This is a genomic window from Streptomyces sp. NPDC036822, from assembly GCF_055609145.1.
In genome coordinates, this window is the sequence record NZ_JBVJPY010000001.1 from 898,352 (window position 1) to 923,081 (window position 24,730).

The 24,730-nt window shown below is 73.9% G+C and carries 18 protein-coding genes; 14 read left to right on the top strand and 4 right to left on the bottom strand.

Annotated features, from left to right (window positions below):
- Positions 1 to 46: 46 nt before the first annotated feature.
- The 3 genes from ACZ68P_RS04130 to ACZ68P_RS04140 are packed head-to-tail and all read right to left on the bottom strand — an operon-like array spanning position 47 to position 2,704.
- Positions 47 to 283: a hypothetical protein gene (locus ACZ68P_RS04130; protein ID WP_260226244.1), complete on the bottom strand. Its 237-nt coding sequence runs from the start codon at positions 281 to 283 to the stop codon at positions 47 to 49.
- A 20-nt stretch (positions 284 to 303) separates the two neighbouring features.
- Complete coding sequence (gene malQ / locus ACZ68P_RS04135; RefSeq protein WP_471002200.1) at positions 304 to 2,424, bottom strand: 4-alpha-glucanotransferase; 2,121 nt, start codon at positions 2,422 to 2,424, stop codon at positions 304 to 306.
- Between the two features lie 49 nt (positions 2,425 to 2,473).
- Positions 2,474 to 2,704 (bottom strand): hypothetical protein, encoded by a 231-nt coding sequence (locus tag ACZ68P_RS04140; RefSeq protein ID WP_471002203.1) that lies wholly within the window; start codon positions 2,702 to 2,704, stop codon positions 2,474 to 2,476.
- A gap of 192 nt (positions 2,705 to 2,896) precedes the next feature.
- On the opposite strand from ACZ68P_RS04140, the gene ACZ68P_RS04145 reads away from it, so the two are divergent.
- Positions 2,897 to 5,902, top strand: a complete 3,006-nt coding sequence (locus ACZ68P_RS04145; protein ID WP_471002206.1) for a beta-N-acetylglucosaminidase domain-containing protein — start codon at positions 2,897 to 2,899, stop codon at positions 5,900 to 5,902.
- Between the two features lie 25 nt (positions 5,903 to 5,927).
- Here ACZ68P_RS04145 and ACZ68P_RS04150 read toward each other — a convergent pair whose 3' ends face one another.
- Positions 5,928 to 6,494: an HNH endonuclease gene (locus ACZ68P_RS04150; RefSeq protein ID WP_471002209.1), complete on the bottom strand. Its 567-nt coding sequence runs from the start codon at positions 6,492 to 6,494 to the stop codon at positions 5,928 to 5,930.
- Between the two features lie 248 nt (positions 6,495 to 6,742).
- Here ACZ68P_RS04150 and ACZ68P_RS04155 point away from each other — a divergent pair, with 248 nt between their 5' ends.
- The 13 genes from ACZ68P_RS04155 to ACZ68P_RS04215 all read left to right on the top strand — a co-directional run bounded on the left by ACZ68P_RS04155 (position 6,743) and on the right by ACZ68P_RS04215 (position 24,698).
- Positions 6,743 to 7,810, top strand: coding sequence for a mechanosensitive ion channel family protein (locus ACZ68P_RS04155; protein ID WP_471002211.1), 1,068 nt, complete (start codon positions 6,743 to 6,745; stop codon positions 7,808 to 7,810).
- 227 nt (positions 7,811 to 8,037) lie between these two features.
- Positions 8,038 to 9,249: an ROK family transcriptional regulator gene (locus tag ACZ68P_RS04160; protein ID WP_471002214.1), complete on the top strand. Its 1,212-nt coding sequence runs from the start codon at positions 8,038 to 8,040 to the stop codon at positions 9,247 to 9,249.
- A 53-nt stretch (positions 9,250 to 9,302) separates the two neighbouring features.
- Positions 9,303 to 10,640 carry an ABC transporter substrate-binding protein gene (locus tag ACZ68P_RS04165; RefSeq protein WP_471002217.1) on the top strand — a complete coding sequence of 446 codons (1,338 nt, stop codon included), beginning with the start codon at positions 9,303 to 9,305 and terminating at the stop codon, positions 10,638 to 10,640.
- Positions 10,641 to 10,778: 138 nt separating this feature from the next.
- Positions 10,779 to 11,660: a carbohydrate ABC transporter permease gene (locus ACZ68P_RS04170; RefSeq protein WP_471002447.1), complete on the top strand. Its 882-nt coding sequence runs from the start codon at positions 10,779 to 10,781 to the stop codon at positions 11,658 to 11,660.
- Positions 11,661 to 11,663: 3 nt separating this feature from the next.
- Complete coding sequence (locus tag ACZ68P_RS04175; protein WP_471002220.1) at positions 11,664 to 12,551, top strand: carbohydrate ABC transporter permease; 888 nt, start codon at positions 11,664 to 11,666, stop codon at positions 12,549 to 12,551.
- A gap of 6 nt (positions 12,552 to 12,557) precedes the next feature.
- Complete coding sequence (locus ACZ68P_RS04180; RefSeq protein WP_471002222.1) at positions 12,558 to 13,823, top strand: 6-phospho-beta-glucosidase; 1,266 nt, start codon at positions 12,558 to 12,560, stop codon at positions 13,821 to 13,823.
- Positions 13,814 to 14,794, top strand: coding sequence for an N-acetylglucosamine kinase (locus ACZ68P_RS04185; protein WP_471002225.1), 981 nt, complete (start codon positions 13,814 to 13,816; stop codon positions 14,792 to 14,794). Before ACZ68P_RS04180 ends, ACZ68P_RS04185 begins: the two co-directional genes overlap by 10 nt.
- Before the next feature lie 248 nt (positions 14,795 to 15,042).
- Positions 15,043 to 16,464, top strand: coding sequence for a hypothetical protein (locus ACZ68P_RS04190; RefSeq protein ID WP_471002228.1), 1,422 nt, complete (start codon positions 15,043 to 15,045; stop codon positions 16,462 to 16,464).
- Positions 16,465 to 16,475: 11 nt separating this feature from the next.
- The gene (locus tag ACZ68P_RS04195; RefSeq protein ID WP_471002230.1) at positions 16,476 to 17,528 is read left to right on the top strand and encodes a glutamate ABC transporter substrate-binding protein; all 1,053 of its coding nucleotides are present in this window, start codon (positions 16,476 to 16,478) and stop codon (positions 17,526 to 17,528) included.
- A 15-nt stretch (positions 17,529 to 17,543) separates the two neighbouring features.
- Complete coding sequence (locus tag ACZ68P_RS04200) at positions 17,544 to 18,842, top strand: coiled-coil domain-containing protein (protein ID WP_471002232.1); 1,299 nt, start codon at positions 17,544 to 17,546, stop codon at positions 18,840 to 18,842.
- 41 nt (positions 18,843 to 18,883) lie between these two features.
- Entirely contained in the window at positions 18,884 to 21,442 is a 2,559-nt protein-coding gene (locus tag ACZ68P_RS04205; RefSeq protein ID WP_471002450.1) for a serine/threonine-protein kinase, read from the top strand.
- Between the two features lie 2 nt (positions 21,443 to 21,444).
- Positions 21,445 to 23,220 (top strand): PP2C family serine/threonine-protein phosphatase, encoded by a 1,776-nt coding sequence (locus ACZ68P_RS04210; RefSeq protein WP_471002235.1) that lies wholly within the window; start codon positions 21,445 to 21,447, stop codon positions 23,218 to 23,220.
- Between the two features lie 125 nt (positions 23,221 to 23,345).
- On the top strand, positions 23,346 to 24,698 hold the full coding sequence (locus tag ACZ68P_RS04215; RefSeq protein WP_471002238.1) for a vWA domain-containing protein: 1,353 nt from the start codon (positions 23,346 to 23,348) through the stop codon (positions 24,696 to 24,698).
- Positions 24,699 to 24,730 lie beyond the last annotated feature (32 nt).

Below are 24,730 nucleotides of genomic sequence, written 5' to 3' on the forward strand. Positions count from 1 at the left end.
CGCGGCGGTACGTCCGTACCGCCGCGGCGCCCTCGGAAGCTGGGGCCTAGGCCTTCTTGGGCCTGTCGGACTTGTCGAGCACCATCACGAGGCCGGCGATCACCAGGAACAGCACGATCGGCGCGGCCACGAACAGGCCGAGGGTCTCCACGACACTCAGCTTGGGGGCCGGGTCGTCACCGTCGTCGCGGGTGAGCGCGAGCGCGGGGGACGACATGAGCAGCATCATCAGCGTCGTACCGGCCGCTACAGCACCGGCGCGCAGGGCGTTCTTCTTGTCCACGGTGCAAACGTAGCGAACCCCTAAACGGGGCGCGCGTCCGGGGGTGCCGTACGAGCGCCGAACACGCCGAGCAGACGGTGCAGCCGGGGGGAGGCGGCCAGGTCCTCCAGGGTCAGCGGCTGCCCGTCCGGGCCCGCTACGGGCAGCCGCCAGTTGGGGTACTGGTCCCAGGTCCCCGGCAGGTTCTGCGGGCGCCGGTCCCCCACCGCGTCCGGAAGCCACACCCCCACCATCCGGGCCGGGGTGCGCAGCAGGAACCGGTGCACCGCCCTGACCTCGGCCTCCTCGTCGCCCGGACCCTCCGGGAGCAGCCCGAGCCGCTGGAGCAGGGTGAGCCACTCGCGGGTCTCGGCCGCGTCCTGGTTCCGCTCCCGCGCCAGGTCGCCGGTGAGCAGCCCGAGGCGGTGCCGCAGGGCCACGTGGTCGCCGCTGAGGCGAGCCGCCGTGGAGGGCAGGTCGTGCGTGGTGGCGGTGGCCACGCAGTCGGCGCGCCACCGCTCGGGCGCCAGCGGGCGGCCCGTGCCGGCCCAGTCCCGCTCGAACCAGAGCACGGAGGTGCCGAGCACCCCTCTCCGGGACATCCGCTCGCGCACGCCCGGCTCGACGGTGCCGAGGTCCTCGCCGATGACGAGGGCGCCGGCCCGGTGGGCCTCCAGGGCGAGGACGGCAAGCATGGCCTCGGCGTCGTACCGGACGTACGTCCCCTCGGTGGGCTGCCCGCCCTCGGGGACCCACCAGAGCCGGAACAGGCCCATCACGTGGTCGATGCGCAGGGCGCCCGCGTGGCGCAGCAGCTCCGTCAGGAGCCCGCGGTAGGGGGCGTATCCGGAGGCGGCGAGCGCGTCGGGGCGCCAGGGCGGCAGTCCCCAGTCCTGGCCGAGGGCGTTGAAGGCGTCGGGCGGGGCGCCGACCGACATGCCGGCGGCGAAGGCGTCCTGCTGGGCCCAGGCGTCGGAGCCCTCCGGATGGACGCCGACCGCGAGGTCGTGGACGACGCCGACGGCCATCCCGGCCTCCCGCGCGGCCGCGCCCGCGTCGGCGAGCTGCCGGTCCGTCAGCCAGGCGAGCCAGCAGTGGAAGTCGATCCGGTCGAGCAGCCCGGCGCCGGGTCCGGTGTCCGCGCGGACCGCCGCCTCGGCGGAGCGCGGGTCGCGCAGCTCCTCCGGCCAGGTGCGCCAGTGGTGGCCGTGGCGCTCGGCGATCGCGCTGTAGGTGGCGTGGTCCTCCAGGGCCCGGCCCCGCTCGGCCAGGAAGTCGCGGTAGTCCGCGCGTCTGCCGGGGCCCGGCTCCACGGTCCGCACCAGCTCGAGGGCGCGCCGCTTGACGTCCCACACCGCGTCCCGGTCGATCAGCGCGCCCTTGCGCAGCACCTTCTCCCGCTGTTCGGCGGCGTCGGTGAGGACGGAGTCCAGTTCGGCGCGGTACTCGGGGGCCACGTGGGCGTATTCGGGGATGTCCTCGATCCGCAGATGGACGGGGTCGGGGAAGCGGCGCGACGAGGGGCGGTACGGAGAGGGGTCGGTCGGCGCGCCGGGGACGGCCGCGTGCAGCGGGTTGACCTGGACGAACCCGGCGCCGTGCGTCCTGCCCGCCCAGGTGACGAGCTCCCGCAGGTCACCGAGGTCCCCCATGCCCCAGGAGCGGGTGGACAGGACGGAGTAGAGCTGGACGAGCAGGCCGAAGGACCGCCGCTCGGGCCGGGGCACGCGCGCCGGCGCCACGATCAGCGTGCTCCGGCCGCCGCGGCCGTCGGGGGCGAGGACGTCGACCGTGTGGACGCCGAGGGGCAGCCGGTCCCAGTCCTGGCCCTCCGACTCCTCGCCCGACTCGGTGGTGACGCGGAGCCGGGTCCCTTCCGGCAGGCCCGCGAGCGGGTCCTGCGCGCTCACCCCGCCGTCCACGCCGGGGCCGGCTCCGGCCTCCTCCCGCCACCACACCACGGTGGCCGGAAGCAGGCGCTCCCGGTCGGCTCGCAGCGCCGCTTCGAGCGAGCGCGCGACCGCCTCCGGGGTGGCGGCGTCGACGTCCAGGGCGCGGAGCACCGCCACGACCGTGGCGTCGGGCACGCGCACGGTGACGCCCTCGGAGGGCGCGTACTCGGTGGCGACGCCATGGAGGGCGGCGAGGCGGGCCAGGGTCACTTCACACTCCGAGGGCTCCGGGGCCGGGACGGTGCGGCCCGAGGGGGAGTCAGACTCCCGGGGACTCCGTGCCGCCCGCGGTGCCGTGGGCGGTGGGTTCGCTGGTCAGGGGGGCCGCGTCGGTCAGGGGCGGCTCGCTGGTGAGAGGTGCGGCGTCGGCGAGGGGAGGTTCGCTGGTCAGCGGGCCGGACATCTCGTCGGTCAGCGGACCCGGGATCAGGATCGGTATCCGTTTGGAGCGGGGGGTCGTCACGTCGGGGTGGGGGGTGGTCACGGACATGGGGGGCTCCCGTTGGTGTCTCGTCAGGTGGGACAACGACAGAGCCCTACCCAGCCCACCCCGTTTTACCGGCCGAACTTGGCGAAGGGGTGCCACCCCGCCGGGCAAAGGCGACACATCGACCACGCGCATTGACACCTCAGCCGGACGGGTGGTGGGGTCGTAACCCACTCGTGACCAAAGGAGTCCCTCGTGCACCTCGGGCGCAGGAAGCGGACCGCGTCGGCCGTGGCCGCCGCGGTGATCGGCGGTCTCCTCGGCGGCGGCATGCCGGGCCTGGCCCAGGCGATGCCCGTGTCGCCCGTCACCGTCCCAGACGCCCAGCGCACGGCCCCGTCGGTGTGGCCGCGCCCCCAGTCCCTCAAGGACACGGGCGCGGCGGTCCCGCTCGGCGCGGAGGTGACGCTTCTCACGGACGCGGACGCGGACCCGTACGCCCTCGCGGCGCTGCGCGAGGTGCTGCGGACGGCGGGGGTACGCACCGTCCACACCTCCCTGCCGGGCGGCGGGACGGTGATCCGGGCGGGCTCCACGGCCTCCGACGAGGCCCTGCGCGCCCTGCGCGTGCCCGAGCGGGCGGATCTGCCGGCCGGCGGCTACCGGCTCGCGACCGGCCGGGTGGGGGGCCGCGACACGGTCGCCCTGGACGGCGTGGGCCCGGACGGCCTCTTCCACGCCGTGCAGACGCTGCGCCAGCTCGTCGGCCGGGCCGAGGTCCCCGGCGTGGTCGTGCGCGACTGGCCCGGCACCGCGGTGCGCGGCCTCACCGAGGGGTTCTACGGCCGCCCCTGGAGCCAGGAACAGCGTCTCGCGCACCTCGACTTCATGGGCCGGACCAAGCAGAATCGCTACCTCTACGCGCCCGGCGACGACCCCTACCGCCAGACGCAGTGGCGGGACCCCTATCCGGCCGACCAGCGCGCCGCGTTCCGCGCGCTCGCCGAGCGGGCGCGCGCCAACCACGTCACCCTCGCCTGGGCCGTGGCACCGGCCCAGTCCATGTGCCTGGCGTCGGACGACGACGTCAGGGCGCTGCTGCGCAAGATCGACGCGATGTGGGCGCTGGGGGTGCGCTCCTTCCAGCTGCAGTTCCAGGACGTCAGCTACAGCGAGTGGCACTGCGACAAGGACGCGGACGCCTTCGGGCGCGGGCCGCAGGCGGCCGCCGCCGCCCACGCGCGCGTGGCGAGCGCGGTGGACCGGCACCTGGCGGGGCGGTACCCGGACGCCGAACCGCTGACCCTGATGCCGACGGAGTACTACCAGGAGGGCGCGACGGAGTACCGCACGGCGCTCGCGTCGGCGCTCGGCGACCGGGTGCGGGTGGCGTGGACGGGCGTCGGGGTCGTCCCGCGCACGATCACCGGGCGCGAACTGGCCGGGGCCCGGGACGTCTTCCGGCACCCGCTGGTGACGATGGACAACTACCCGGTCAACGACTACGCCCAGGACCGGCTCTTCCTCGGCCCCTACCAGGGGCGCGAGCCCGCCGTGGCGGCCGGTTCCGCCGCCGTCCTCGCCAACGCCATGGAACAGGCGGCGGTCTCCCGCATCCCGCTCTTCACCGCCGCGGACTACGCCTGGAACCCCAAGGGTTACCGGCCGCAGGAGTCCTGGGGGGCCGCCGTCGACGAGCTGGCCGGGCCGGACCCGGCGGCCCGTGCCGCGCTGTGGGCGCTGGCCGGCAACGACGCCTCCTCGATCCTCGACCCGGCGGGCGAGTCGGCGTACCTCAAGCCGCTGATGGCGGCGTTCTGGAACAGCCGGACGGCCGCCGACCCGGGGGCGCGTGAGCGGGCGGCGCGCGAGCTGAGGGCGGCGTTCACCGTGATGCGGGAGGCGCCCGCCCGCCTGGCGGCGACGGCCGGCGGCACGCTGGACGACGAGGCACGGCCGTGGCTGGAGCAGCTGTCCCGGTACGGCCTGGCGGGAGAGACGGCGGTCGACATGCTGCTCGCCCAGGCGCGTGGCGACGGCGCGACGGCCTGGCGCTCCCAGCTGCGTCTGGAGCCACTGGCCGAGACCCTGCGGGCGGGCGGGGTGACGGTCGGCGACGGCGTCCTCGATCCCTTCCTCACGCGCGCGGTGGCGGAGTCGGCGGCCTGGACGGGCGCCGACCGGGAGCGGCGTGCGGGGCGCAGGGCGGACCGCGCACCGGACTCGTACACCGTCCGGCTGGACCGTTCGCGGCCCGTCGAGACGGTGACCGTGATGACCGGGCCGGGTGCGGCCGCGGGGCGGGACGCGCGCGTGGAGGCGTACGTCCCCGGCGAGGGCTGGCGGACGCTCGGTCCGCTGTCGGCGTCGGGCTGGACGCAGGCGGATCTGAAGGGGCTGCGCGCGGACGCGGTGCGGATCGTGTGGAGCGGTCCGGCCCCGGCGATCCGGTCCCTGGTCCCGTGGTTCGCCGACGAGCCGCGCGCCGAGCTGGAGCTGGCCCGGGCCGAGACGGACGCCGAGATCGGCGGTCCCGCGCAGCGGGTGGACGTGCGGCTGTCGGGCCGGCGGGCGGGCGAGGTGCGCGGGGCGCTGTCGGCGAAGGCGCCGAAGGGGATCGCGGTCCGGTTGCCGAAGGAGGTGCGGGTGCCGCGCGGCACGAGCGCCGCGGTGCCGCTTCTGGTCTCGGTCGCGGCGGACGTGCCGGCCGGGTCGTACCGGGTGCCGGTCTCCTTCGCCGGTGAGGAGCGGGTCCTGACGGTCCGCGCCTTCCCCCGCACCGGCGGCCCCGATCTGGCGCGGGCGGCGACGGCGTCCTCCTCGGGCGACGAGACCCCGGACTTCCCCGCGGCCTCGGCCCTGGACGGCGACCCGGCCACCCGCTGGTCCTCCGGGCCGGAGGACGGCGCCTGGTGGCAGCTGGAGCTGCCCCGGCCCGCCCGGATAGGGCAGGTGGTCCTCCACTGGCAGGACGCGTACGCCTCCCGCTACCGCATCCAGGTCTCCGCCGACGGCCGCACCTGGCGCACGGCGGCCACGGTGGCCGACGGGCGCGGCGGGCGCGAGTCGGTCCGCATGGACGCGGCGGACACCCGTTTCCTGCGCGTCCAGGGCGACGCCCGTGCGACGGAGTACGGCTACTCCCTCTGGACGGTGGAGACCTACGCGGTGACCCCGCCAGAGGCCCCCGAGCGGCCGGAGGGGGCCGGGCAGCCGGAAGGACCGGGGCGGCAGGAGGAGCCGCCACGGTCCGGGGAGTGAGCGCGGCCGACGACGAAGGCCCGGCTCAAGCCGTCTTCACGGCCCCCGGTGCGGGGGCGTGGGAGACGGCGTCGATCCGGGCCATCACGTCGTCCGCGCCGTACGGCTGGAGGTAGGGCAGCCAGCGCGGGTCCCGGTGTCCGGTCCCGATGATCCGCCACGCCAGGCCGGTGGGCGGCGCGGGTGGGTGGCGCAAGCGCCACCCCAGCTCCCGCAGGTGCCGGTCGGCCTTCGTGTGGTTGCAGCGGCGGCAGGCCGCCACGACGTTCTCCCAGGCGTGCGTACCCCCGCGGCTGCGCGGAACGACGTGGTCGACGCTGGTTGCGACGCCACCGCAGTACATGCAGCGTCCGCCGTCGCGGGCGAAGAGCGCTCTGCGGGTCAGAGGAACGGGCCCCCGGTAGGGGACCCGCACGAACCGCTTCAGCCGGACCACACTGGGGGCCGGGACGACGCGGGTCTCGCTGTGCAGGAAGGCGCCGGACTCCTCGAGGCAGAGTGCCTTGTTCTCGAGGACGAGGACGAGCGCGCGGCGGAGCGGTACGACGCCGAGGGGCTCGTACGACGCGTTGAGGACCAGGACATGCGGCACGGATGCCTCCTATAACGCCGGCGGCGCGTGGCTCGCGCCGGGACGATCTGCTCTCAGTCTCTCCTCATGCCTGGTCGGAACGCCACCATGTACCCGTAACGGCCTTGAGGTGTTCTCGACCACATCGGCATCCTCTCCGGGTACTTCCCGGGTGAGGTCCGTCTCTCCCTCGAACAGGACAACAGGAGCACGGCGAATGCCCCGTTAGTGTGGATGTTCTGCGTACGCGATGCCTGGAGGTTTCTGCCGTGTCCTGGTCAGCCCTGGCGGCCGCCGCCTCTCCTCAGCCTGTTCCGGTGACCCTGGACGAGGCGGCCGAGAAGGCGACGAACGCCGCAGGCTGGGTGGAGGAGAACTGGTCCACCTGGCTGAACACCGGTCTGCGCATCCTCCTCATCCTGGTCGTCGCCCTGTTGCTGCGGATGGCGATCCGCCGCGCCCTGACGAAGTTGATCGAGCGGATGAACCGCTCCGCCCAGGCGGTGGAGGGCACCGCGCTCGGCGGTCTGCTGGTCAACGCCGAGCGGCGCCGGCAGCGCTCCGAGGCGATCGGCTCGGTGCTGCGCTCGGTCGCGTCCTTCGTGATCCTCGGCACGGCCGGTCTGATGATCCTCGGCGCCTTCCAGATCGATCTGGCGCCGCTGCTCGCCTCGGCGGGTGTCGCGGGCGTGGCGATCGGCTTCGGCGCCAGGAACCTGGTGACGGACTTCCTCTCCGGTGTCTTCATGATCCTGGAGGACCAGTACGGCGTCGGTGACTCGATCGACGCGGGCGTGGCCTCCGGCGAGGTCATCGAGGTCGGCCTGCGCGTGACGAAGCTGCGCGGCGACAACGGCGAGATCTGGTACGTGCGCAACGGCGAGATCAAGCGGATCGGCAACCTCAGCCAGGGCTGGGCGACGGCGGCGGTCGACGTCACGGTCCGCCCGACCGAGGACCTGGACCGGGTCCGCGCGGTGATCACCGAGGCCACCGAGGCGATGGCCAAGGAAGAGCCGTGGAACGAGCGCTTGTGGGGTCCGGTCGAGGTGCTGGGCCTCAACGAGGTGCTGCTGGAGTCCATGTCGGTCCGGGTCGCGGCGAAGACGATGCCGGGCAAGGCGCTGGGTGTCGAGCGGGAGCTGCGCTGGCGGATCAAGCGGGCCCTGGACGCGGCCGGCATCCGCATCGTCGGCGGCGTCCCGGCGCAGGCCGAGGAGGCGGCCGCCGATCCGACGGCGTCCATGGCCGCCCCGTCGGCGTTCGCCTCGGCGACGTCCCCGCAGTCGGCCGCTGCAACTCCGCTGCCGCCCGCCACGCCCAACCTCTCGAAGTGATCCGGGGGCGTCGCCCGCCCCCTCCCGACCCCTTTCACGGCGCCCCCGCAGGTAACGCTTTGGTTGCCTTCGGGGGCGTCGTGCGTCTCCGGGTATTGACGGCCCGGTGACGGCCGTCCTACGGTCCTCCCACCGAATAGGAAACTTTCCTAACAGTGCAGTTGGGAGAGCGGGCCCCGGGGCAGCAGAATGGCCCCGACCAGAGCCGAAGGGCAGGTGCATCCGTCATGGCCGGTACGACCCCGGGTACCCCCGGCACCCCGCGCGTCCTGCGTGCCATGAACGATCGCGCCGCCCTGGATCTGCTCCTGGAACACGGGACCCTGTCCCGGACCCGGATCGGCACGCTGACCGGCCTCTCCAAGCCGACCGCCTCCCAGCTGCTCGCCCGGCTGGAGGCCGCCGGGCTCGTCGTCGCCACGGGCACCACCGCCGGCCGGCCGGGCCCCAGCGCCCAGCTGTACGCCGTCAACGCCCGGGCCGCCTTCGCCGCCGGACTCGATGTGACCCCGCACCGGATCCGCGCCGCCGTCGCCGACATCACCGGCGAGGTCGTCGGCGAGTTCGAGCTCGAGACCGGCCGGCCCGCCCAGGGCGTCGTCCGGCAGGTCACCACCGCCCTCGACGGCGCCGTCAAGGACGCCGGCATCACCAAGGCCGAGGTGCACCGGCTCGTTATCGGCACGCCCGGCGCCTTCGACCCGGCCACCGGGCGGCTGCGGTACGCCTCCCACCTGCCCGGCTGGCACTCCCCCACGCTCCTGGCGGAGCTGGCGGCCGTGCTCCCGATGCCGTTCGAGTACGAGAACGACGTCAACCTCGCCGCCGTCGCCGAGCAGCGTCTGGGCGCCGCCCGCGGCCACGAGGACTTCGTCCTGCTGTGGAACGAGGAGGGCCTCGGCGCCGCCCTCGTCCTCGGCGGCCGCCTCCACCGCGGCTTCACCGGCGGTGCCGGCGAGGTCGGCTTCCTGCCCGTGCCCGGCACCCCGCTCGTGCGGCAGGTCACCAAGGCCAACTCCGGCGGCTTCCAGGAGCTGGCCGGCGTCCAGGCGGTCCCCCGGATCGCCCGGGCCCTCGGCATCGAGACCGCCGAGCAGCCGTACGTACCCACCGCGTCCCGGCTGCTCGCGCACGCCGCCGCCCACCACGCCGACGACCCGCGCTACGCCGCCCTCCTCGACCAGTACGCCGAGCGCCTGGCCACCGGCCTCGCCTCGCTCGTCGCCGTACTCGACCCCGAACTCCTCGTCCTCTCCGGCGACGTGAACATCGCCGGCGGGGAGCCCCTGCGCGAGCGCGTCCGGTCCGAGCTGGCCGAACTCGCCGCCTCCCGGCCCCGACTCGTCCTCGGAACCGTCCAGCAGCACCCCGTGCTGCGCGGCGCGCTCGAACGCGCCCTCGCCGCCACCCGCGACGAGGTCTTCGACACCGCGCGCTAGCCGGCCCCGCTCCACCCCCTCCGCCCACCCCCTCGCCACAGGGAGACTTCGCCATGCCCGTGCGCCTCCGCAGAACCGCGCTCACGCTCGCCGTCACCGCCTCCACGGCCGTCCTCGCCACGGCTTGTACGGGCTCCGCAGGCAACACGGCGACCGACGACGCGAACGCCCGGACCACGATCACCTTCTGGCACGGCTGGTCGGCCCCCGCCGAGGTCAAGGCGATCCAGGACAACGTCGACCGCTTCGAGAAGGCCCACCCGAACATCACGGTGAAGGTCGTCGGCAACATCAACGACGACAAGCTCAACCAGGCCCTGCGCGCCGGCGGTTCGAACGGCCCGGACGTCGTCTCCTCCTTCACCACGGCGAACGTCGGCAAGTTCTGCGCCTCGGGCGCACTCGCCGACCTCGCGCCGTTCATCGCCAAGGACAAGCTGGACCTCGACAAGACGTTCCCGAAGGTCCTCCAGGAGTACACCCAGTTCGAGGGCAGGCGCTGCACCCTGCCGCTGCTCTCCGACGCCTACGGCCTCTACTACAACAAGGACGCCTTCGAGGCGGCCGGCATCACGGCCCCGCCGAAGACCTGGTCGGAGTTCACGACGGTCGCCAAGAAGCTGACCAAGCACAAGGGCGACTCGTACGAACAGCTCGGCTTCATGCCGAACTACCTCGGCTACGAGACGGTCGTCAGCCACTACATGTCGCAGTGGAACCACCGGTACTTCGACGAGAACGGCAAGTCGAACGTCGCCAAGGACCCGGCGTTCGCCGAGATGATGACCTACCAGAAGTCCCTGGTCGACGGCCTCGGCGGGTTCGCGAAGCTGGACAGGTACCGCACGACCTTCGGCGACGAATGGGGCGCCAAGCACCCCTTCCACACCGGTCAGGTCGCCATGCAGCTGGACGGCGAGTGGCGGCTGAACTTCCTGAAGGAGGCGAAGGTCGGCTTCGAGGTGGGGGTCGCGCCGCTGCCGGTCGCCGACGACGAGGTGGCCGAGTACGGCAAGGGTTACCTCTCCGGCACGATCATGGGGATCGCGCCGCAGAGCAGGAAGCAGAACGCGGCCTGGCAGCTGGTCAAGTACATGACCACGAACACCGAGGCCGTGGTGAACTTCGCCAACGGCATCGGCAACGTCCCCTCCACCCTGGAGGCGCTGAAGTCCCCGGCCCTGAAGTTCGACCCGCGGTTCAAGACCTTCCTGGACATCGCCCAGCACCCCCGGTCCACCACCTCGGACGGCGCGGTGAACGGCTCCGCCTACCAGGACACCCTCGCCAGCTTCGCCCAGAAGTACGAGAAGGGCCAGGTCAAGGACTTGAGGAAGGGCCTCGAGGAGACCGCGGCCCAGATCGACCGCGACATCGCGCAGGCGAAGTAGCGGCCGGCACCTCCCATGAGCAGCGACACCCTGCCCACGAAGCGGCCGGCCGCCCCCGCGGCCCCCGCCTCCCCGGACGGGCGCCCTCCCACACTGCGGTCGAAGCGCGTACGCGACGCGCTGCGCACCGCCGCGTTCATGGCGCCCTGGCTGATCGGATTCGGCGTCTTCTTCGCCTATCCGCTCCTGTCGACCGTCTACTTCTCGTTCATGAGGTACGACGGCCTCAACCCGCCGACCTGGCGGGGCCTGGACAACTGGGCGTACGTCTTCGCGGACCTGCCGAAGTTCTGGCCCGCGCTGCAGAACACCCTCTGGCTGGCCGTCGTCATGGTCGCCTGCCGGGTGCTCTTCGGCCTCGGCGTCGGCCTGCTGATCACCAGGATCAAGACGGGTGCCGGGGTCTTCCGCACCCTCTTCTACCTGCCCTACCTGGCCCCGCCGGTGGCCGCCACGCTCGCCTTCGTCTTCCTGCTCAACCCCGGCACCGGACCAGTCAACTCGGTCCTGGAGGCGGTCGGCATCCCCGCCCCCTCCTGGTTCAACGACGCCGACTGGGCCAAACCCGCGCTGACCGTCCTCGCCGTGTGGGGCGTCGGCGACCTCATGGTCATCTTCATGGCCGCGCTGCTCGACGTCCCGAAGGAGCAGTACGAGGCCGCCGAGCTGGACGGCGCCTCCGCCTGGCAGCGGTTCCGGTTCGTGACGCTTCCGAACATCTCGCCGATCATCCTCTTCGCGGTGGTCACCGGGATCATCGGCGCGATGCAGTACTACACCCAGCCGATCGTGGCCGCCAAGGTCGCCTCGGGGGTGATGGGCGGCTCCGGCAACACCTTCGAGCCGGGCTACCCGGACGACTCCACGCTCACCCTCCCGCAGCTGGTCTACACCCTCGGCTTCGGCCGCTTCGACTACGGCGCCGCCTCCGTGGTGGCGCTCGTGCTCTTCGTCTTCTCCATGGCCTTCACCGCGCTGCTGATGCGCCGGCGCGGCGGCCTGATCGGCTCGGGTGACTGAACCATGACCACCGCATCCCCCGTCCTCGGCCGCCCCGCGGCGAGCCCTGCGGAGAAGCGCGCCCGCCGCAGGTCGCTGCTGCACTGGATCGCCGTGCACTCCCTCGGGATCGCCACGGCCCTGTTCTTCGTGCTGCCGTTCGTGTTCGTCCTCCTCACGTCCCTGATGAGCGACCAGCAGGCCCTCACCCGGGACCTGACCCCCAACACCTGGCACTGGGACAACTACGTCCGGGTCCTCGAAACCCCCGGCTTCCTCACCTGGTGGAAGAACTCGCTGCTCTACGCGGGTCTCGGCACCGCGCTCGTCGTGGTGTCCTCGGTCCCCGTGGCGTACGCCCTGGCCAAGTTCCGCTTCCGCGGCCGGCACCTGTCGCTGCTGCTCGTCATCTCGATGATGATGCTGCCGCCCCAGGTCGTGATCATCCCGATGTACCTGTTCTGGGCCAAGCAGATGGACCTCTCGGGCACGCTGTGGCCGCTGATCATCCCGATGGCCTTCGGCGACGCCTTCGCCATCTTCCTGCTGCGCCAGTTCCTGCTGACGATCCCGAACGAGTACATCGAGGCCGCGCGGATCGACGGCTGCGGCGAACTGCGCACGCTCGTCAAGGTCGTGCTCCCGATGGCGAAGCCCGGCATCGCCGCCGTGGCGCTGTTCCAGTTCTTCTACTGCTGGAACGACTACTTCGGCCCGCAGATCTACGCCTCGGAGAACCCGGGCGCCTGGACGCTCAGCTACGGCCTGGAGTCCTTCAAGGGAGCGCACCACACCGACTGGAACCTGACCATGGCCGCGACCGTGCTGGTCATGGCCCCCGTGATCCTCGTGTTCTTCTTCGCCCAGAAGGCGTTCGTCGAGGGAGTCACCCTGACCGGAGTGAAGGGCTAGAGACACATGAAGCTCGCTGTCGTGGGGGGCGGCTCCACCTACACCCCCGAACTGATCGACGGGTTCGCGCGGCTGCGCGACACCCTGCCCATCACCGAACTCGTCCTCGTCGACCCGGCCGCCGACCGGCTCGAGCTGGTCGGCGGGCTCGCCCGGCGGATCTTCGCCAAACAGGAGCACGACGGGAAGATCGTCACCACCTCGGACCTCGACGCCGGCGTCGAGGGCGCCGACGCCGTCCTGCTCCAGCTGCGGGTCGGCGGGCAGGCCGCGCGCGAACAGGACGAGACATGGCCGCTGGAGTGCGGCTGCGTCGGGCAGGAGACCACCGGCGCCGGTGGCCTCGCCAAGGCCCTGCGGACCGTCCCCGTCGTCCTGGCCATCGCCGAGCGGGTCCGCCGCGCCAACCCGGACGCCTGGATCATCGACTTCACCAACCCCGTCGGCATCGTCACGCGGGCGCTGCTCCAGGCCGGCCACAAGGCCGTCGGCCTGTGCAACGTGGCCATCGGCTTCCAGCGGAAGTTCGCCGCGCTGCTCGGCGTCGCGCCGGCCGAGGTCCACCTCGACCACATCGGGCTCAACCACCTGACCTGGGAGACGGCCGTACGGCTCGGCGGACCCGAGGGCGAGAACGTCCTGCCCCGGCTGCTCGCCGAACACGGCGACGCCATCGCCGACGACCTGCGCATGGACCGCGGACTCGTGGACCGGCTCGGCGTCGTCCCGTCCTACTACCTGCGGTACTTCTACGCGCACGACGAAGTGGTGCGCGAGCTGGGGACCAAGCCGTCCCGGGCCGCCGAGGTCGCCGCGATGGAGCGGGAACTCCTCGCGATGTACGGCGACCCGGCGCTCGACGAGAAGCCCGCGCTGCTCGCCAAGCGCGGCGGGGCCTTCTACTCGGAGGCCGCCGTGGACCTGGCCGCCGCCCTCCTCGGCGGAGGGGGATCCCCGTACCAGGTGGTGAACACGTACAACAACGGCACGCTGCCCTTCCTCGCGGACGACGCCGTCATCGAGGTGCAGGCGGCGGTCGGCGCGCAGGGCGCCTCGCCGCTGCCGGTCCCCGCGCCCGACCCGCTGTACGCCGGGCTGATCGGACACGTCACGGCCTACGAGGACCTGGCCCTGGAGGCGGCGCTGCGCGGCGGCCGGGACCGGGTGTTCAAGGCGCTCCTCGCCCACCCCCTGGTCGGGCAGTACGCGTACGCCGACGGCCTCACCGACCGGCTGATCGCCCACAACCGGGAGCACCTCGCGTGGGCCTGAACCGCAACGGTCGACCCCTGCTCGGGATCGACGCCGGGAACAGCAAGACGGACGTGGTCGTCGTGGCGGCGGACGGCACCGTCCTCGGCGCGGCACGCGGAGGGGGGTTCCAGCCGCCGGTGGTCGGGGTCGGGGCGGCGCTGGACGCCCTCGCGGAGACGGTGGGGCGCGCCGCCTCGCAGGCGGGGCTTCCGCCGGTGTTCGCGCACGTCTCCGCCTGTCTCGCCAACGCCGACCTCCCGGTGGAGGAGGCGGAGCTGAAGGCCGCGCTGGAGGAACGGGGCTGGAGCCGCTCGGTCCGGGTGCACAACGACACCTTCGCCATCCTGCGTGCCGGCGTCGACGAGCCCCGGGGCGTCGCGGTGGTGTGCGGCGCCGGGATCAACTGCGTGGGCATGCTGCCGGACGGCCGGACCGCGCGCTTCCCCGCGATCGGGAAGATCTCCGGGGACTGGGGCGGCGGCAGCGGCCTCGCCGAGGAGGCACTCTGGTTCGCGGCCCGCGCGGAGGACGGGCGGGGTGAACCGACCGCGCTGGCCCGCGCGTTGCCCGCGCACTTCGGTCTGGACTCGATGTACGCGCTGATCGAGGCGCTCCATCTGGGCCGGATCCCCTTCGAGCGGCGGCACGAGCTGACCCCGGTGTTGTTCCGGACGAGCACCGAGGGCGACCGGGTCGCCCGTTCGCTGGTGCACCGGCTCGCCGAGGAGGTCGTCGCCCTCGCGACGGTCGCGCTCGGGCGGCTCGGCCTCCTGGACGAGGAGGCCCCCGTCATGCTGGGCGGCAGCGTGCTGGCCGCCCGCCACCCCGAGCTGGACGGGCGCATCGCGGAACTCCTCGCCGCGAAGGCGCCGAAGGCCGGCATCGGGGTCGTCACCGCTCCCCCGGTGCTGGGCGCGGCGCTGTTCGCGCTCGACGCGGCCGCGGCGGGCCCCGAGGCCGCGGACCGGCTGCGCGCGCACTACGCCTGAGGGGACGGGGCCCCTCGTGTGCGGGCGTCTCGCGGCGGAACGATCCGCCGCGAGGATCGCCCCGTTCACCCGTTCGTGGTGGAACCAATCGGGGGCGGGCGGCGTATTCAAGGAAGGGGTTCGCCTGCGGGGGTGGCGAGGGCATGGGGCACGATAGGAACAAGATCGAGTCATTCCTGGTGTGCGGGTGGGGCCCCTGAGGCCATACTGCTGGCCGGGCAGCCGTCGTCGACCATGGGGGAGGTCACGTGACATACCCGCCGAACGCGCCCGCCGCCCCGGCGCCGGGCCTCGCGCCCGCGCGGCCGGACACCGGCGTGCCCGCGCAGCCGTCGGCGCCGCCCGCCGCCCCGCCTCCCCCCGGCCCGGGGCCCTGGGACGAGGTGAAGGAGCGGCTGCGCGCGGCCGCGACCACCGAGCCCGGCCGCCTGCGGATCCTCGGCGCCGTCCTCGCCCTGCTGGTCGTCGCCTTCGGGACGGTCACCGCCTTCGAGGTCGCCGACCGGGCCTCCTCCGCCGACGACGTGGTCAGCCGCAGCCAGCCCCTGAGCTCCGACGCCGCCGACATCTACCGCTCGCTCGCCGACGCCGACACCGCCGCCGCGAGCGCCTTCCTGGCCGGAGCCGAAGAGCCTCCCGAGCTGCTGAAGCGGTACGCCGACGACATCACGACCGCGTCCCGCCTCCTCGTCAAGGCCGCCGCGAGCACCGGCGGTTCGACGGAGTCGGCCCGCGAGATCGCCACGCTCAACGAGCGCCTGCCCCGCTACACCGGCCTCATCGAGCGGGCCCGGGCCGCCAACCGCCAGGGCCTCCCGCTGGGCGGCGCCTATCTGCGGTACGCCAACCAGCAGATGACCACCGAACTCCTCCCGGCGGCCGAGCGGCTGTACGAGCTGGAGACGGCCCGGCTGCACCGCGACGAGACGGACGCGCGGGCCTGGCCGCTGCTCTCCCTCGCGCTCGGCGCCGTCGCGCTCGCCGTCCTCCTCTGGGCGCAGCGCCGCAACTACGCCCGTACGAACCGGGTGTTCAACCACGGTCTGCTCGCCGCCACGGCGGCCTCCGTGATCGTGCTGCTCTGGCTCGCGGCCGGGCACACGCTCGCCCGGTCGGGGCTCGACGAGGCGCGGGAGCACGGACAGGAGTCGCTCCAGGTCCTCAACACCGCGCGGATCAGCTCCCTGAAGGCGCGGGCCAACGAGATCCTGACCCTGGTCGCCCGGGGTGCCGTCCTCACCGACGACGGCCGGAACGACAAGTACGAGACGGACTACGCCACCAGCATGGCGGGGCTGACCAAGGCGCTCGCCGAGGCGCGGGAGCTGGCCGACGACGACGCCGGACGGGACCCGCTGGCCGCGGCCGCGCAGCGGACGGCCGACTGGCAGAAGCACCACAAGGACGCCCGCGCGAAGGACGACGCGGGCGACTTCGAGGGCGCACGGCTGCGCGTGGTGAGCGCGAAGGAGTCCACCGGACACTCCTTCGACCAGGTCGACGCGGCCCTGCGGCAGGCCCTCGCCCACGAACAGGCCGAGTTCACCCGCGCCGCCGAGGACGCCCGGGGCGCGCTCGGCGCGCTGCCCCTGGGCGCGGCCGGGCTCGGCGTGCTCGGTGCGGCGGGTGCCGTGGTAGGGATCAACCGCAGGCTGTCGGAGTACCGGTGAGAGGGGGCGGGATGCGAAACGGCGTCGACGGCACGGGGGCGCGCGGCCCGGCCGGCCTCGGCCGGCGTCCGCTGGCGCGACCGCGCGGCTGGGGCGGGGTCGCGGCGATGGCCGTGGCCTGCGGCCTGACCGCCTCGCTGACCCTGCTGCCGCTGGCGCGCGGCGGTGACGAGGCCGGCGCGTCCACGGCCACCGGGCCCGGGGTCGGCGTCGGCGTGCCCGTCAGGGCCGACAGCTGTGAGAACCCGGAGGCCTCGCTCACCCCGTCCGCGGCCGACGGCCCGTCGATCGCCGCGATCAAGGCGCGCGGGAAGCTGGTCGTGGGCGTCGACCAGAACAGCTTCAAGTGGGGCTACCGCAACCCCGACAAGCGGACCCTCGAGGGCTTCGACATCGACCTGGCCAAGGCGATCGCCAAGGACCTCCTCGGTGACGAGAACCGCGTCATCTTCCGGGCGATACCGACCAACCAGCGGATCGCCGCCCTGGAGAGCGGCAAGGTCGACCTCGTGGTGCGCACGATGACGATCAACTGCAAGCGGATCCAGCAGGTCGCCTTCTCCACCGCCTACTTCCAGGTCGGCCAGCAGGTCCTCGCCCCCAAGGGCCCCGGCATCACCGGCTACGACTCCTCGCTGAAGGGCCGCCGGGTCTGCACCGCCGAGGGATCCACGGCCTACGAATCCCTGGAGCGGAATTCGTTCGGCGCCGTTTTCAAGGACGAGGGCGACGGCACCGAGGCCGACAAGGACCTGCTGACCGTCCCCAACCAGCTGGACTGTCTGGCACGGCTCCAGCTGGGCGAGGTCGACGCCGTCGTCACGGACAACGCCCTGGCGGCCGGCCAGGCCGCCCAGGACCCGGCGGTCGAGCTCAAGGGCCGGCCGTTCACCACCGAGTACTACGGAGTCGCCGCCAAGCTCGGGAACGACGACCTGGTCCGCCGGGTCAACCAGGTCCTCGTCCGGTACCGCCAGAGCGGCGCCTGGACGGCGGCGTACGACAAGTGGCTGAAGGCGGACCTGCCCGGGATAACCGGGCCGCCCGCGCCGAAGTACAAGTAGAGCGAGAGGTGATCGATGGGCGTCACGGGACCCCCCGGGCCGGTGATGGACCGGGACGAGGTGGACCGTGCGCTGGCGCGGCTCGGCGCGGAGCACAAGGCGATCGAGGACTCGCTCCTCGCGCTCCAGGACCACGCGGGCCGCAGGCTGCTCGAAGGGGCCGAGCTGACCGGCACGACCCGGGAGCGCTGGCAGACCACCGAGGAGACGATCACCCGGCTCTGGACGTATTTCGACGCGTACACCGCCGCCGTGCACGACGTCCGTGAGCTGCGCTCCCGCCGCCGCTGGCCCGGCCGGGAGGAGCTGGCGGAGCTGACGGAGCGGCTGCGCGGCGAGACCGTGCACCTCTCCGACGGGCCGCAGCGGCTCCCGGAGTCGCTCACCGGCCCGGCCCGGCTCTCCGAGAGCTTCACCCTGGAGCGCCTGGTCAAGCGGATGAACGAGCTGTACGCGGCCTCGCTCGACGTGATCGTGACGGCCGACGCCGTCTGGTCCGCGCTGCCCGCCCGCATAGACCTGCTCGCCGCCGAACTGGGCCGCACCCGCTCCCTCGCGCACTCCGTCGGCGTCCGGCCGGGGGAGCACCCGGCCGGTGACGAGCTGGAGGCGATCACGGCCGAGCTGGCCGCGCTGCGCGCCCAGGTCGTCAGCGACCCGCTGGCCTTCTGGCGTCCGGCGGCGGGAAGTTCGGCGCCCGGCGGCGGCCGGCCCGACACCGTGCGGTACGACCGGGCGGCGCTCGCCCTGGAGGACGTCCGGCGGGAGATCGAGGCGGTCCTGGCCGTCCGGCAGGACTCCGAGGAGCGGTTGCTCCGGCTGCGGGACGTGCTCTCGCGCGCCGACCGGACCCTGACCGAGGCACGGTCGGCGCGCGGCGAGGTCCTCGCCAAGATCGCCGCCTCGGAGGTGCCGGCCGTCAGCGGGCCGCCGACGGCGCTCCAGGAACGGCTCGCGACGGCCGCCGAGTACCGCAGGCACGCGCAGTGGCACCGGCTGTCCCCGCTCCTGGAGTCCCTGGAGCGGGAGGCCGAGGACGAGCTGATGCGGGCCCGCGAGTCCCTGACCGCCGTCACCGCCCCGCTCGCCGTCCGCGCCGAGCTGCGCGGCCGGCTCGACGCGTACAAGGCGAAGGTGGCCCGGCTCGGCGCGGCGGAGGACCCGCTGCTGATCGAGCGGTACGACGCGGCGCGCCGGATGCTGTGGAGCGCGCCGTGCGACCTGCGGGTCGCCGAGCAGGCGGTTCTGCGCTACCAGCAGGCCGCGGCAGAGGTCCTGTCCGGGCCCGGAGACGCCAGGGGGAGTCAGTGGTGAGCACCTGTCAGCGTCCGTCGTGCGACGGGTCGTACGAGGACATGGGCGGCGGCGAGCTGTACTGCGGCACCTGCGGGCTCGCCCCGGTCGTCGCGCCCGGCGGGCTGCTGCAGCCCACCCCGACCGGGATGGCGGTGGCGGGCAGGGGCGGGGCGGACTCGGCCTCCTCCCGGAGCAGTTCGCGCGCCTCCTCACGCGCCTCCTCACGCTCGTCGCGCTCCTCGACGTCCCGGCGCTCGGTCTCCGGCCGTCTGTCGCGCGCGCTGTCGGGGTCGAGCACCGCCCGTTCGGTCTCGGTGCGCAGCTCCGGCTCGTCGACCGGCCAGTCGGGGCGCAACCGGCTCGGGGCGGGCCTGGTGTCGATCCCGGAGGTGCCGCGCCCCGACCCGCGTGGCGCGGTGATGGAGAACCCCGAGGTCCCCGAGCGGAAGCGATTCTGCTCCCGGTCGGACTGCGGCGCCCCGGTGGGCCGTTCGCGCGGCGACCGGCCCGGCCGCACGGAGGGCTTCTGCACCAAGTGCGGCCATCCGTACTCGTTCGTGCCGAAGCTGCGCGGCGGGGACGTCGTGCACGGGCAGTACGAGGTCGCCGGCTGCCTCGCCCACGGCGGCCTCGGCTGGATCTACCTCGCCGTCGACCGGGCGGTCTCGGACCGCTGGGTGGTCCTCAAGGGCCTCCTCGACACCGGCGACCAGGACGCGATGGCGGCGGCGATCTCCGAGCGCCGCTTCCTCGCCGAGATCGAGCACTCCAACATCGTCCGCATCTACAACTTCGTCGAGCACCTCGACCAGCGCACCGGCTCCCTGGACGGCTACATCGTCATGGAGTACGTCGGCGGCAAGTCGCTCAAGGACATCGCCAACGACCGGCGCACGGCCGACGGCCGCCGCGATCCGCTGCCGGTGGAACAGGCGTGCGCGTACGGGATCGAGGCACTGGAGGCGCTCGGCCATCTGCACAGCCGGAACCTGCTGTACTGCGACTTCAAGGTCGACAACGCGATCCAGTCCGAGGACCAGCTCAAGCTGATCGACATGGGCGCGGTGCGCCGGATGGACGACGACGAGTCCGCGATCTACGGCACGGTCGGCTACCAGGCGCCGGAGGTGGCGGCGGTCGGCCCCTCGGTGGCGAGCGACCTCTACACGGTGGCGCGCACCCTGGCCGTGCTCACCTTCGACTTCCAGGGGTACACCAACGTCTTCGTCGACTCGCTGCCCGAGCCGGACCACATCGAGGTCTTCCGGACGTACGAGTCCTTCTACCGGCTCCTCGTCCGCGCGACGGATCCCGACCCGGCCCGCCGGTTCGCCTCCGCCCAGGAGATGGCCGAGCAGCTGACGGGCGTGCTGCGCGAGGTGGTGGCCCTGCAGTCGGGCCGGCCGCGTCCCGCGTTGTCGACCCTGTTCGGCACGGAGGTCCGGGTCACGGACACGGAGCTGTTCGCCGAACTCACCGAGGACGTCTCGGCGCTGGGGGCCCGCGGCCCTCGCGGCAGACGCGGCCGGACGGCCGTGACGGCCGCGACAGGCGGGGCCGGAGGTGCGGTCGGTGCTCTGCCGGGCGGGGCGGTCGGTGCTCCGCACGGAGGGGTGCCCGGCGGGCGGGTCCTCGCGGGGCACGGCGGGGCGGGCGTGGCCCCCGGCGGGGTGCGGGCCGGGGACGGGCCGTTCCTGCGGCCCCTCGACGGACGCTCCGCGTCGCTCGCGCTGCCCGTCCCGCGGGTCGATCCGGCGGACCCCAACGCCGGCTTCCTCGCCGGCCTCATGGCCTCCGCGCCCGCCGAACTGATCGGCGCCCTGCACACCGCGCCCGCGCCCTCGCTGGAGCTGCGACTGCGCGAGCTGCGGGCCCGCCTCGAGATGGGCGACCCGGGCTCCGCCGGCCGCGCCCTCGCCGCCCTGGAGGAGCAGCACCCCGACGATTGGCGGGTGGTCTGGTACCGGGGGGTCACGTCCCTGGTGACCGGCGACCACCAGAACGCCGCGTTGTCGTTCGACGCGATCTACGACGCCTTTCCCGGCGAGCCCGCGCCGAAGCTCGCGCTCGGCATCTGCGCCGAGGTGCTCGGCCAGCTGGACAACGCCGCGGAGTACTACCGCCTGGTGTGGACGACCGACCCCGGCTTCGTCAGCTCCGCGTTCGGGCTCGCCCGCGTCCAGCTGGCGGCCGGCGACCGCGCCGGGGCCGTCCGCACCCTGGAGTCCGTACCGGAGGCGTCGATCCACTACACCGCGGCCCGGGTGGCTGCGGTGCGGGCGCGGCTGCGGCGGCGCCCGGCGCACGACCCGCTCGGGGAGGACCTGACGGCCGCCGCGGCGGAGGTCTCCGCGCTGCGGAACCTCGGCCTGGACGCGGTGCGCCGGGAGCGGTTGTCGACGGAAGTGCTCGGCACGGCGCTCGACTGGGTACTCTCCGGAAGTCCCGGAGCGGGCCCCGGCGGCACACGACTGCTCGGCAGTGAACTGGACGAGCGCGGACTGCGCCTCGGCCTGGAGCGTTCGTACCGGGTGCTCGCCCGGCTCGCTCAGCAGGGCGAGGAAAGGATCGAACTGGTGGAGCGGGCCAACCGTTTCCGTCCCCGGACGTGGGTGTGAGTATGTCCCAGAAGCCCCAGCGCCAACTCTCCGCCTGCCCGGGCTGCGCGGAGCCCCTGGAGTCGGGCGACCGGTTCTGCGGGGCGTGCGGCTACGACCTGACGGCCGTGCCGGCGCCCCTGCCGGGCGCCGACCGCCCGACGGTGGCGATCGGCACTCCCGTGGACTGGCCCGAGGCGCCGCCCCGGGACCCGTACGCGCTCTCCACCTCGACCCAGCACCCGGGCGATCTGCCGGGCCGGGATTCGGGGGGGCACGACCTGACCGAGGAGACGCCCCCGCACGGCACCCCCGGCCGGGAGACGCCGGCCCGCACGGCGGCGGAACCGGGGCGGGCGCCCGAGGCCGGGTACGCGCCGCCCGGACAGGCACCCGAGGCCGGGCCTGCGCCCACGTACGCGCCCGGGCAGCCGACCGCGCAGCCTCCCGCGCCCGCGCAAGCTCCGCCGCCCCTCCCCGGACAGGCACCCGACGCCCGGCATACGCCCGCCTACGCGCCCGGACAGGCCCCGGAGGCGGGGCACGTGCCCGCCTACGCGCCGGCCGCCCGGGACCTGCCGACGATCCCGGTCCGCACCGACGGTCCGCACGCGGCGGCCACCTCCGGCGACGGCCTGGCGGCGCTCGCCGGAGGGGCCTCCGTCCCGCGCCCCGCGCCCCCGGCCCCGCCGTCCGTGTCGGCCTCCGCCGACGGGGACTTCCCGCTGGCCGCGCCCGACCCCCGGGCCGCCGCCGCGCAGCCCGTCGCGCCGCCCGTACCCCCGATGCCGCCCGTGCCGCCCGCCCCCGCGCAGGCCCCGGCCCCGCAGCCGGACGCCGTGCCGCCCGCCCCCGCACGGGCCGCCGCGGCCGGCGGCAAGGTGTGCGTGGCGTGCCGGGCCGGGCACGTGGACCTCGACGGGTACTGCGAGAACTGCGGGCACGCCCAGCCGCGCAAGCGTGACCACATGGAGCAGGAGCTCTCCACGGTCGCCGCCGTCAGCGACCGCGGGCTGCGCCACCACCGGAACGAGGACGCGTTCTCCGTCTCCGTCACCGCGCTGCCCGACGGCTCGCCCGCCACCGTGGCGGTCGTCTGCGACGGGGTCTCCTCCGCGACCCGCCCCGACGAGGCGTCCGCCGCCGCCGCGGACGCCGCCGGCCGGTCGCTGCTCGACGCCCTGCCCCGGGGCACCCACCCGCAGCAGGCCATGCACGAGGCGATCGTCGCCGCCGCCGAGGCGGTCAACGCCCTGGCCGAGCAGCCGGGTCAGGACGCCATGGAGCACGATCCGCACCGCCACCAGAACGCCCCGGCCTGCACCATCGTCAGCGCGGTCGTCGCCGACGGACTGCTGGTCGTCGGCTGGGTCGGCGACAGCCGGGCCTACTGGGTCCCGGACGACCGCGGCGCCCCGCCCGCCCGCCTCACCCAGGACGACTCCTGGGCGGCGCAGATGGTCGCCGCCGGTCTGATGAACGAGGCGGAGGCGTACGCCGACGAACGCGCTCACGCCATCACCGGCTGGCTGGGCGCCGACGCGTACGAACTGGAGCCGCACACCGCCGCGTTCAAACCGGACCGCCCTGGCGTGGTCGTGGTCTGCACCGACGGGCTGTGGAACTACGCCGAGGCCGCCGAGGAGATGGCCCGGGTCGTGCCGCCGGACTCCGCCGGACGGCTGCTGCACGGGGCCCAGGTGCTGGTCGGGCACGCGCTGGACGGCGGGGGCCACGACAACGTAACAGTGGCGCTGCTGCCGTTCGGCCTCGCGCCCCGAGGGGCAGGATCGGCCTGAGCGGTCCGCCGGCCCCCGACCACGCCCAGCCCCGTCATCGTCCACTCGTCCCGTCCCTCCCGCCCGACCTGACCCCGTCGCGCTTTCACGCTGTTGTTCCCGCTGTTGTCGAGGAGCCGAATCAGATGGCGAACTTCTCCAAGTCGACCGTGCCGCAGTTCTCGGTGGACGTGTACCAGAACGAGTTCCTGCCGGAGGGCGGCCGCGAGGTCAGCGCCATCGTCACCGTCACCTCGACCGGTGGCGGCACCAGCGGCGGCGCCCTCTCGGACGCCCGGCCCACGGCTCCCGAACAGGGCGGCCCCGGCGCCGCCGCCGTGGTGATCATGGTCGACTGTTCGGGCTCGATGGAGTATCCGCCCACCAAGATGCGGGGCGCCCGGGAGGCGACCGCCGCCGCCGTCGACGCGCTGCGCGACGGCACGTCCTTCGCCGTCGTCGCCGGGACGCACGTGGCGAACGAGGTCTACCCGGGCAACGGCCGGCTCGCCGTCGCCGACGGGGCGACCCGCGCCCAGGCCAAGGAGGCGCTGCGCAGGCTGAGCGCCGGCGGCGGTACGGCGATCGGCACCTGGCTGCGGCTCGCTGACCGGCTGCTCGCCTCCGCCGACGTGCCGATCCGGCACGGCATCCTGCTCACCGACGGCCGCAACGAGCACGAGTCCCCGGAGGACCTGCGGGCCGCGCTGGAGGACTGCGCCGGCCGGTTCACCTGCGACGCGCGCGGAGTGGGGACGGACTGGGAGGTCAAGGAGGTCACCGGCATCGCCTCGGCGCTGCTCGGCACGGCCGACATCGTGGCCGACCCCTCGGGCCTGGCCGCCGACTTCACCACGATGATGGAGCGGGCCATGGGCAAGGAGGTGGCGGATGTCGCACTGCGCCTGTGGACCCCGGTCGGGGTGGAGATCATGTTCGTGAAGCAGGTGGCGCCGACGGTCGAGGAGCTGACCGGCCGGCGCACCGAGGCAGGGCCGCGCGCCGGGGACTATCCGACCGGCTCGTGGGGCGACGAGTCCCGCGACTACCACGTCTGCGTCCGGGTCCCGCAGGCCCAGATCGGGCAGGAGATGCTCGCCGCCCGGGTCTCGCTGATCACCCCGGATCCGGCCGGTGGCGCTCCGCGGTCCCTCTCCCAGGGGCTGGTACGAGCCGTCTGGACGGACGACATGGCCATGTCCACGTCCATCAATCCGCAGGTCGCGCACTACACCGGCCAGGCCGAGTTGGCGCGGGTCATCCAGCAGGGCCTGGACGCCCGCAAGTCCGGTGACCACGACGGCGCGACCGCCAAGCTGGGCCGCGCGGTGCAGTTGGCGGCGGCTTCCGGCAACGAGGACACTGCGAAACTCCTTTCGAAGGTGGTGGACGTCGTCGACGCGGCGACAGGTACTGTGCGTTTGAAGGCGAAGGTCGCGGAAGCGGACGAGATGACTCTCGAGACGCGCTCCACCAAGACCGTTCGTGTGAAGAAGTAGCCCGCCGGCCAGGGAGCCGGACGACGAGAGGG

Bases quoted from the DNA above. Each gene is read 5' to 3' on its own strand.
- ACZ68P_RS04165 (WP_471002217.1), top strand. From the start codon at position 9,303: ATGCCCGTGCGCCTCCGCAGAACCGCGCTCACGCTCGCCGTCACCGCC.
- ACZ68P_RS04215 (WP_471002238.1), top strand. From the start codon at position 23,346: ATGGCGAACTTCTCCAAGTCGACCGTGCCGCAGTTCTCGGTGGACGTG.
- ACZ68P_RS04140 (WP_471002203.1), bottom strand. From the start codon at position 2,704: ATGTCCGTGACCACCCCCCACCCCGACGTGACGACCCCCCGCTCCAAA.
- ACZ68P_RS04205 (WP_471002450.1), top strand. From the start codon at position 18,884: ATGGGCGGCGGCGAGCTGTACTGCGGCACCTGCGGGCTCGCCCCGGTC.
- ACZ68P_RS04160 (WP_471002214.1), top strand. From the start codon at position 8,038: ATGGCCGGTACGACCCCGGGTACCCCCGGCACCCCGCGCGTCCTGCGT.
- ACZ68P_RS04170 (WP_471002447.1), top strand. From the start codon at position 10,779: ATGGCGCCCTGGCTGATCGGATTCGGCGTCTTCTTCGCCTATCCGCTC.
- ACZ68P_RS04175 (WP_471002220.1), top strand. From the start codon at position 11,664: ATGACCACCGCATCCCCCGTCCTCGGCCGCCCCGCGGCGAGCCCTGCG.
- ACZ68P_RS04195 (WP_471002230.1), top strand. From the start codon at position 16,476: ATGCGAAACGGCGTCGACGGCACGGGGGCGCGCGGCCCGGCCGGCCTC.
- ACZ68P_RS04210 (WP_471002235.1), top strand. From the start codon at position 21,445: ATGTCCCAGAAGCCCCAGCGCCAACTCTCCGCCTGCCCGGGCTGCGCG.
- ACZ68P_RS04200 (WP_471002232.1), top strand. From the start codon at position 17,544: ATGGGCGTCACGGGACCCCCCGGGCCGGTGATGGACCGGGACGAGGTG.
- ACZ68P_RS04180 (WP_471002222.1), top strand. From the start codon at position 12,558: ATGAAGCTCGCTGTCGTGGGGGGCGGCTCCACCTACACCCCCGAACTG.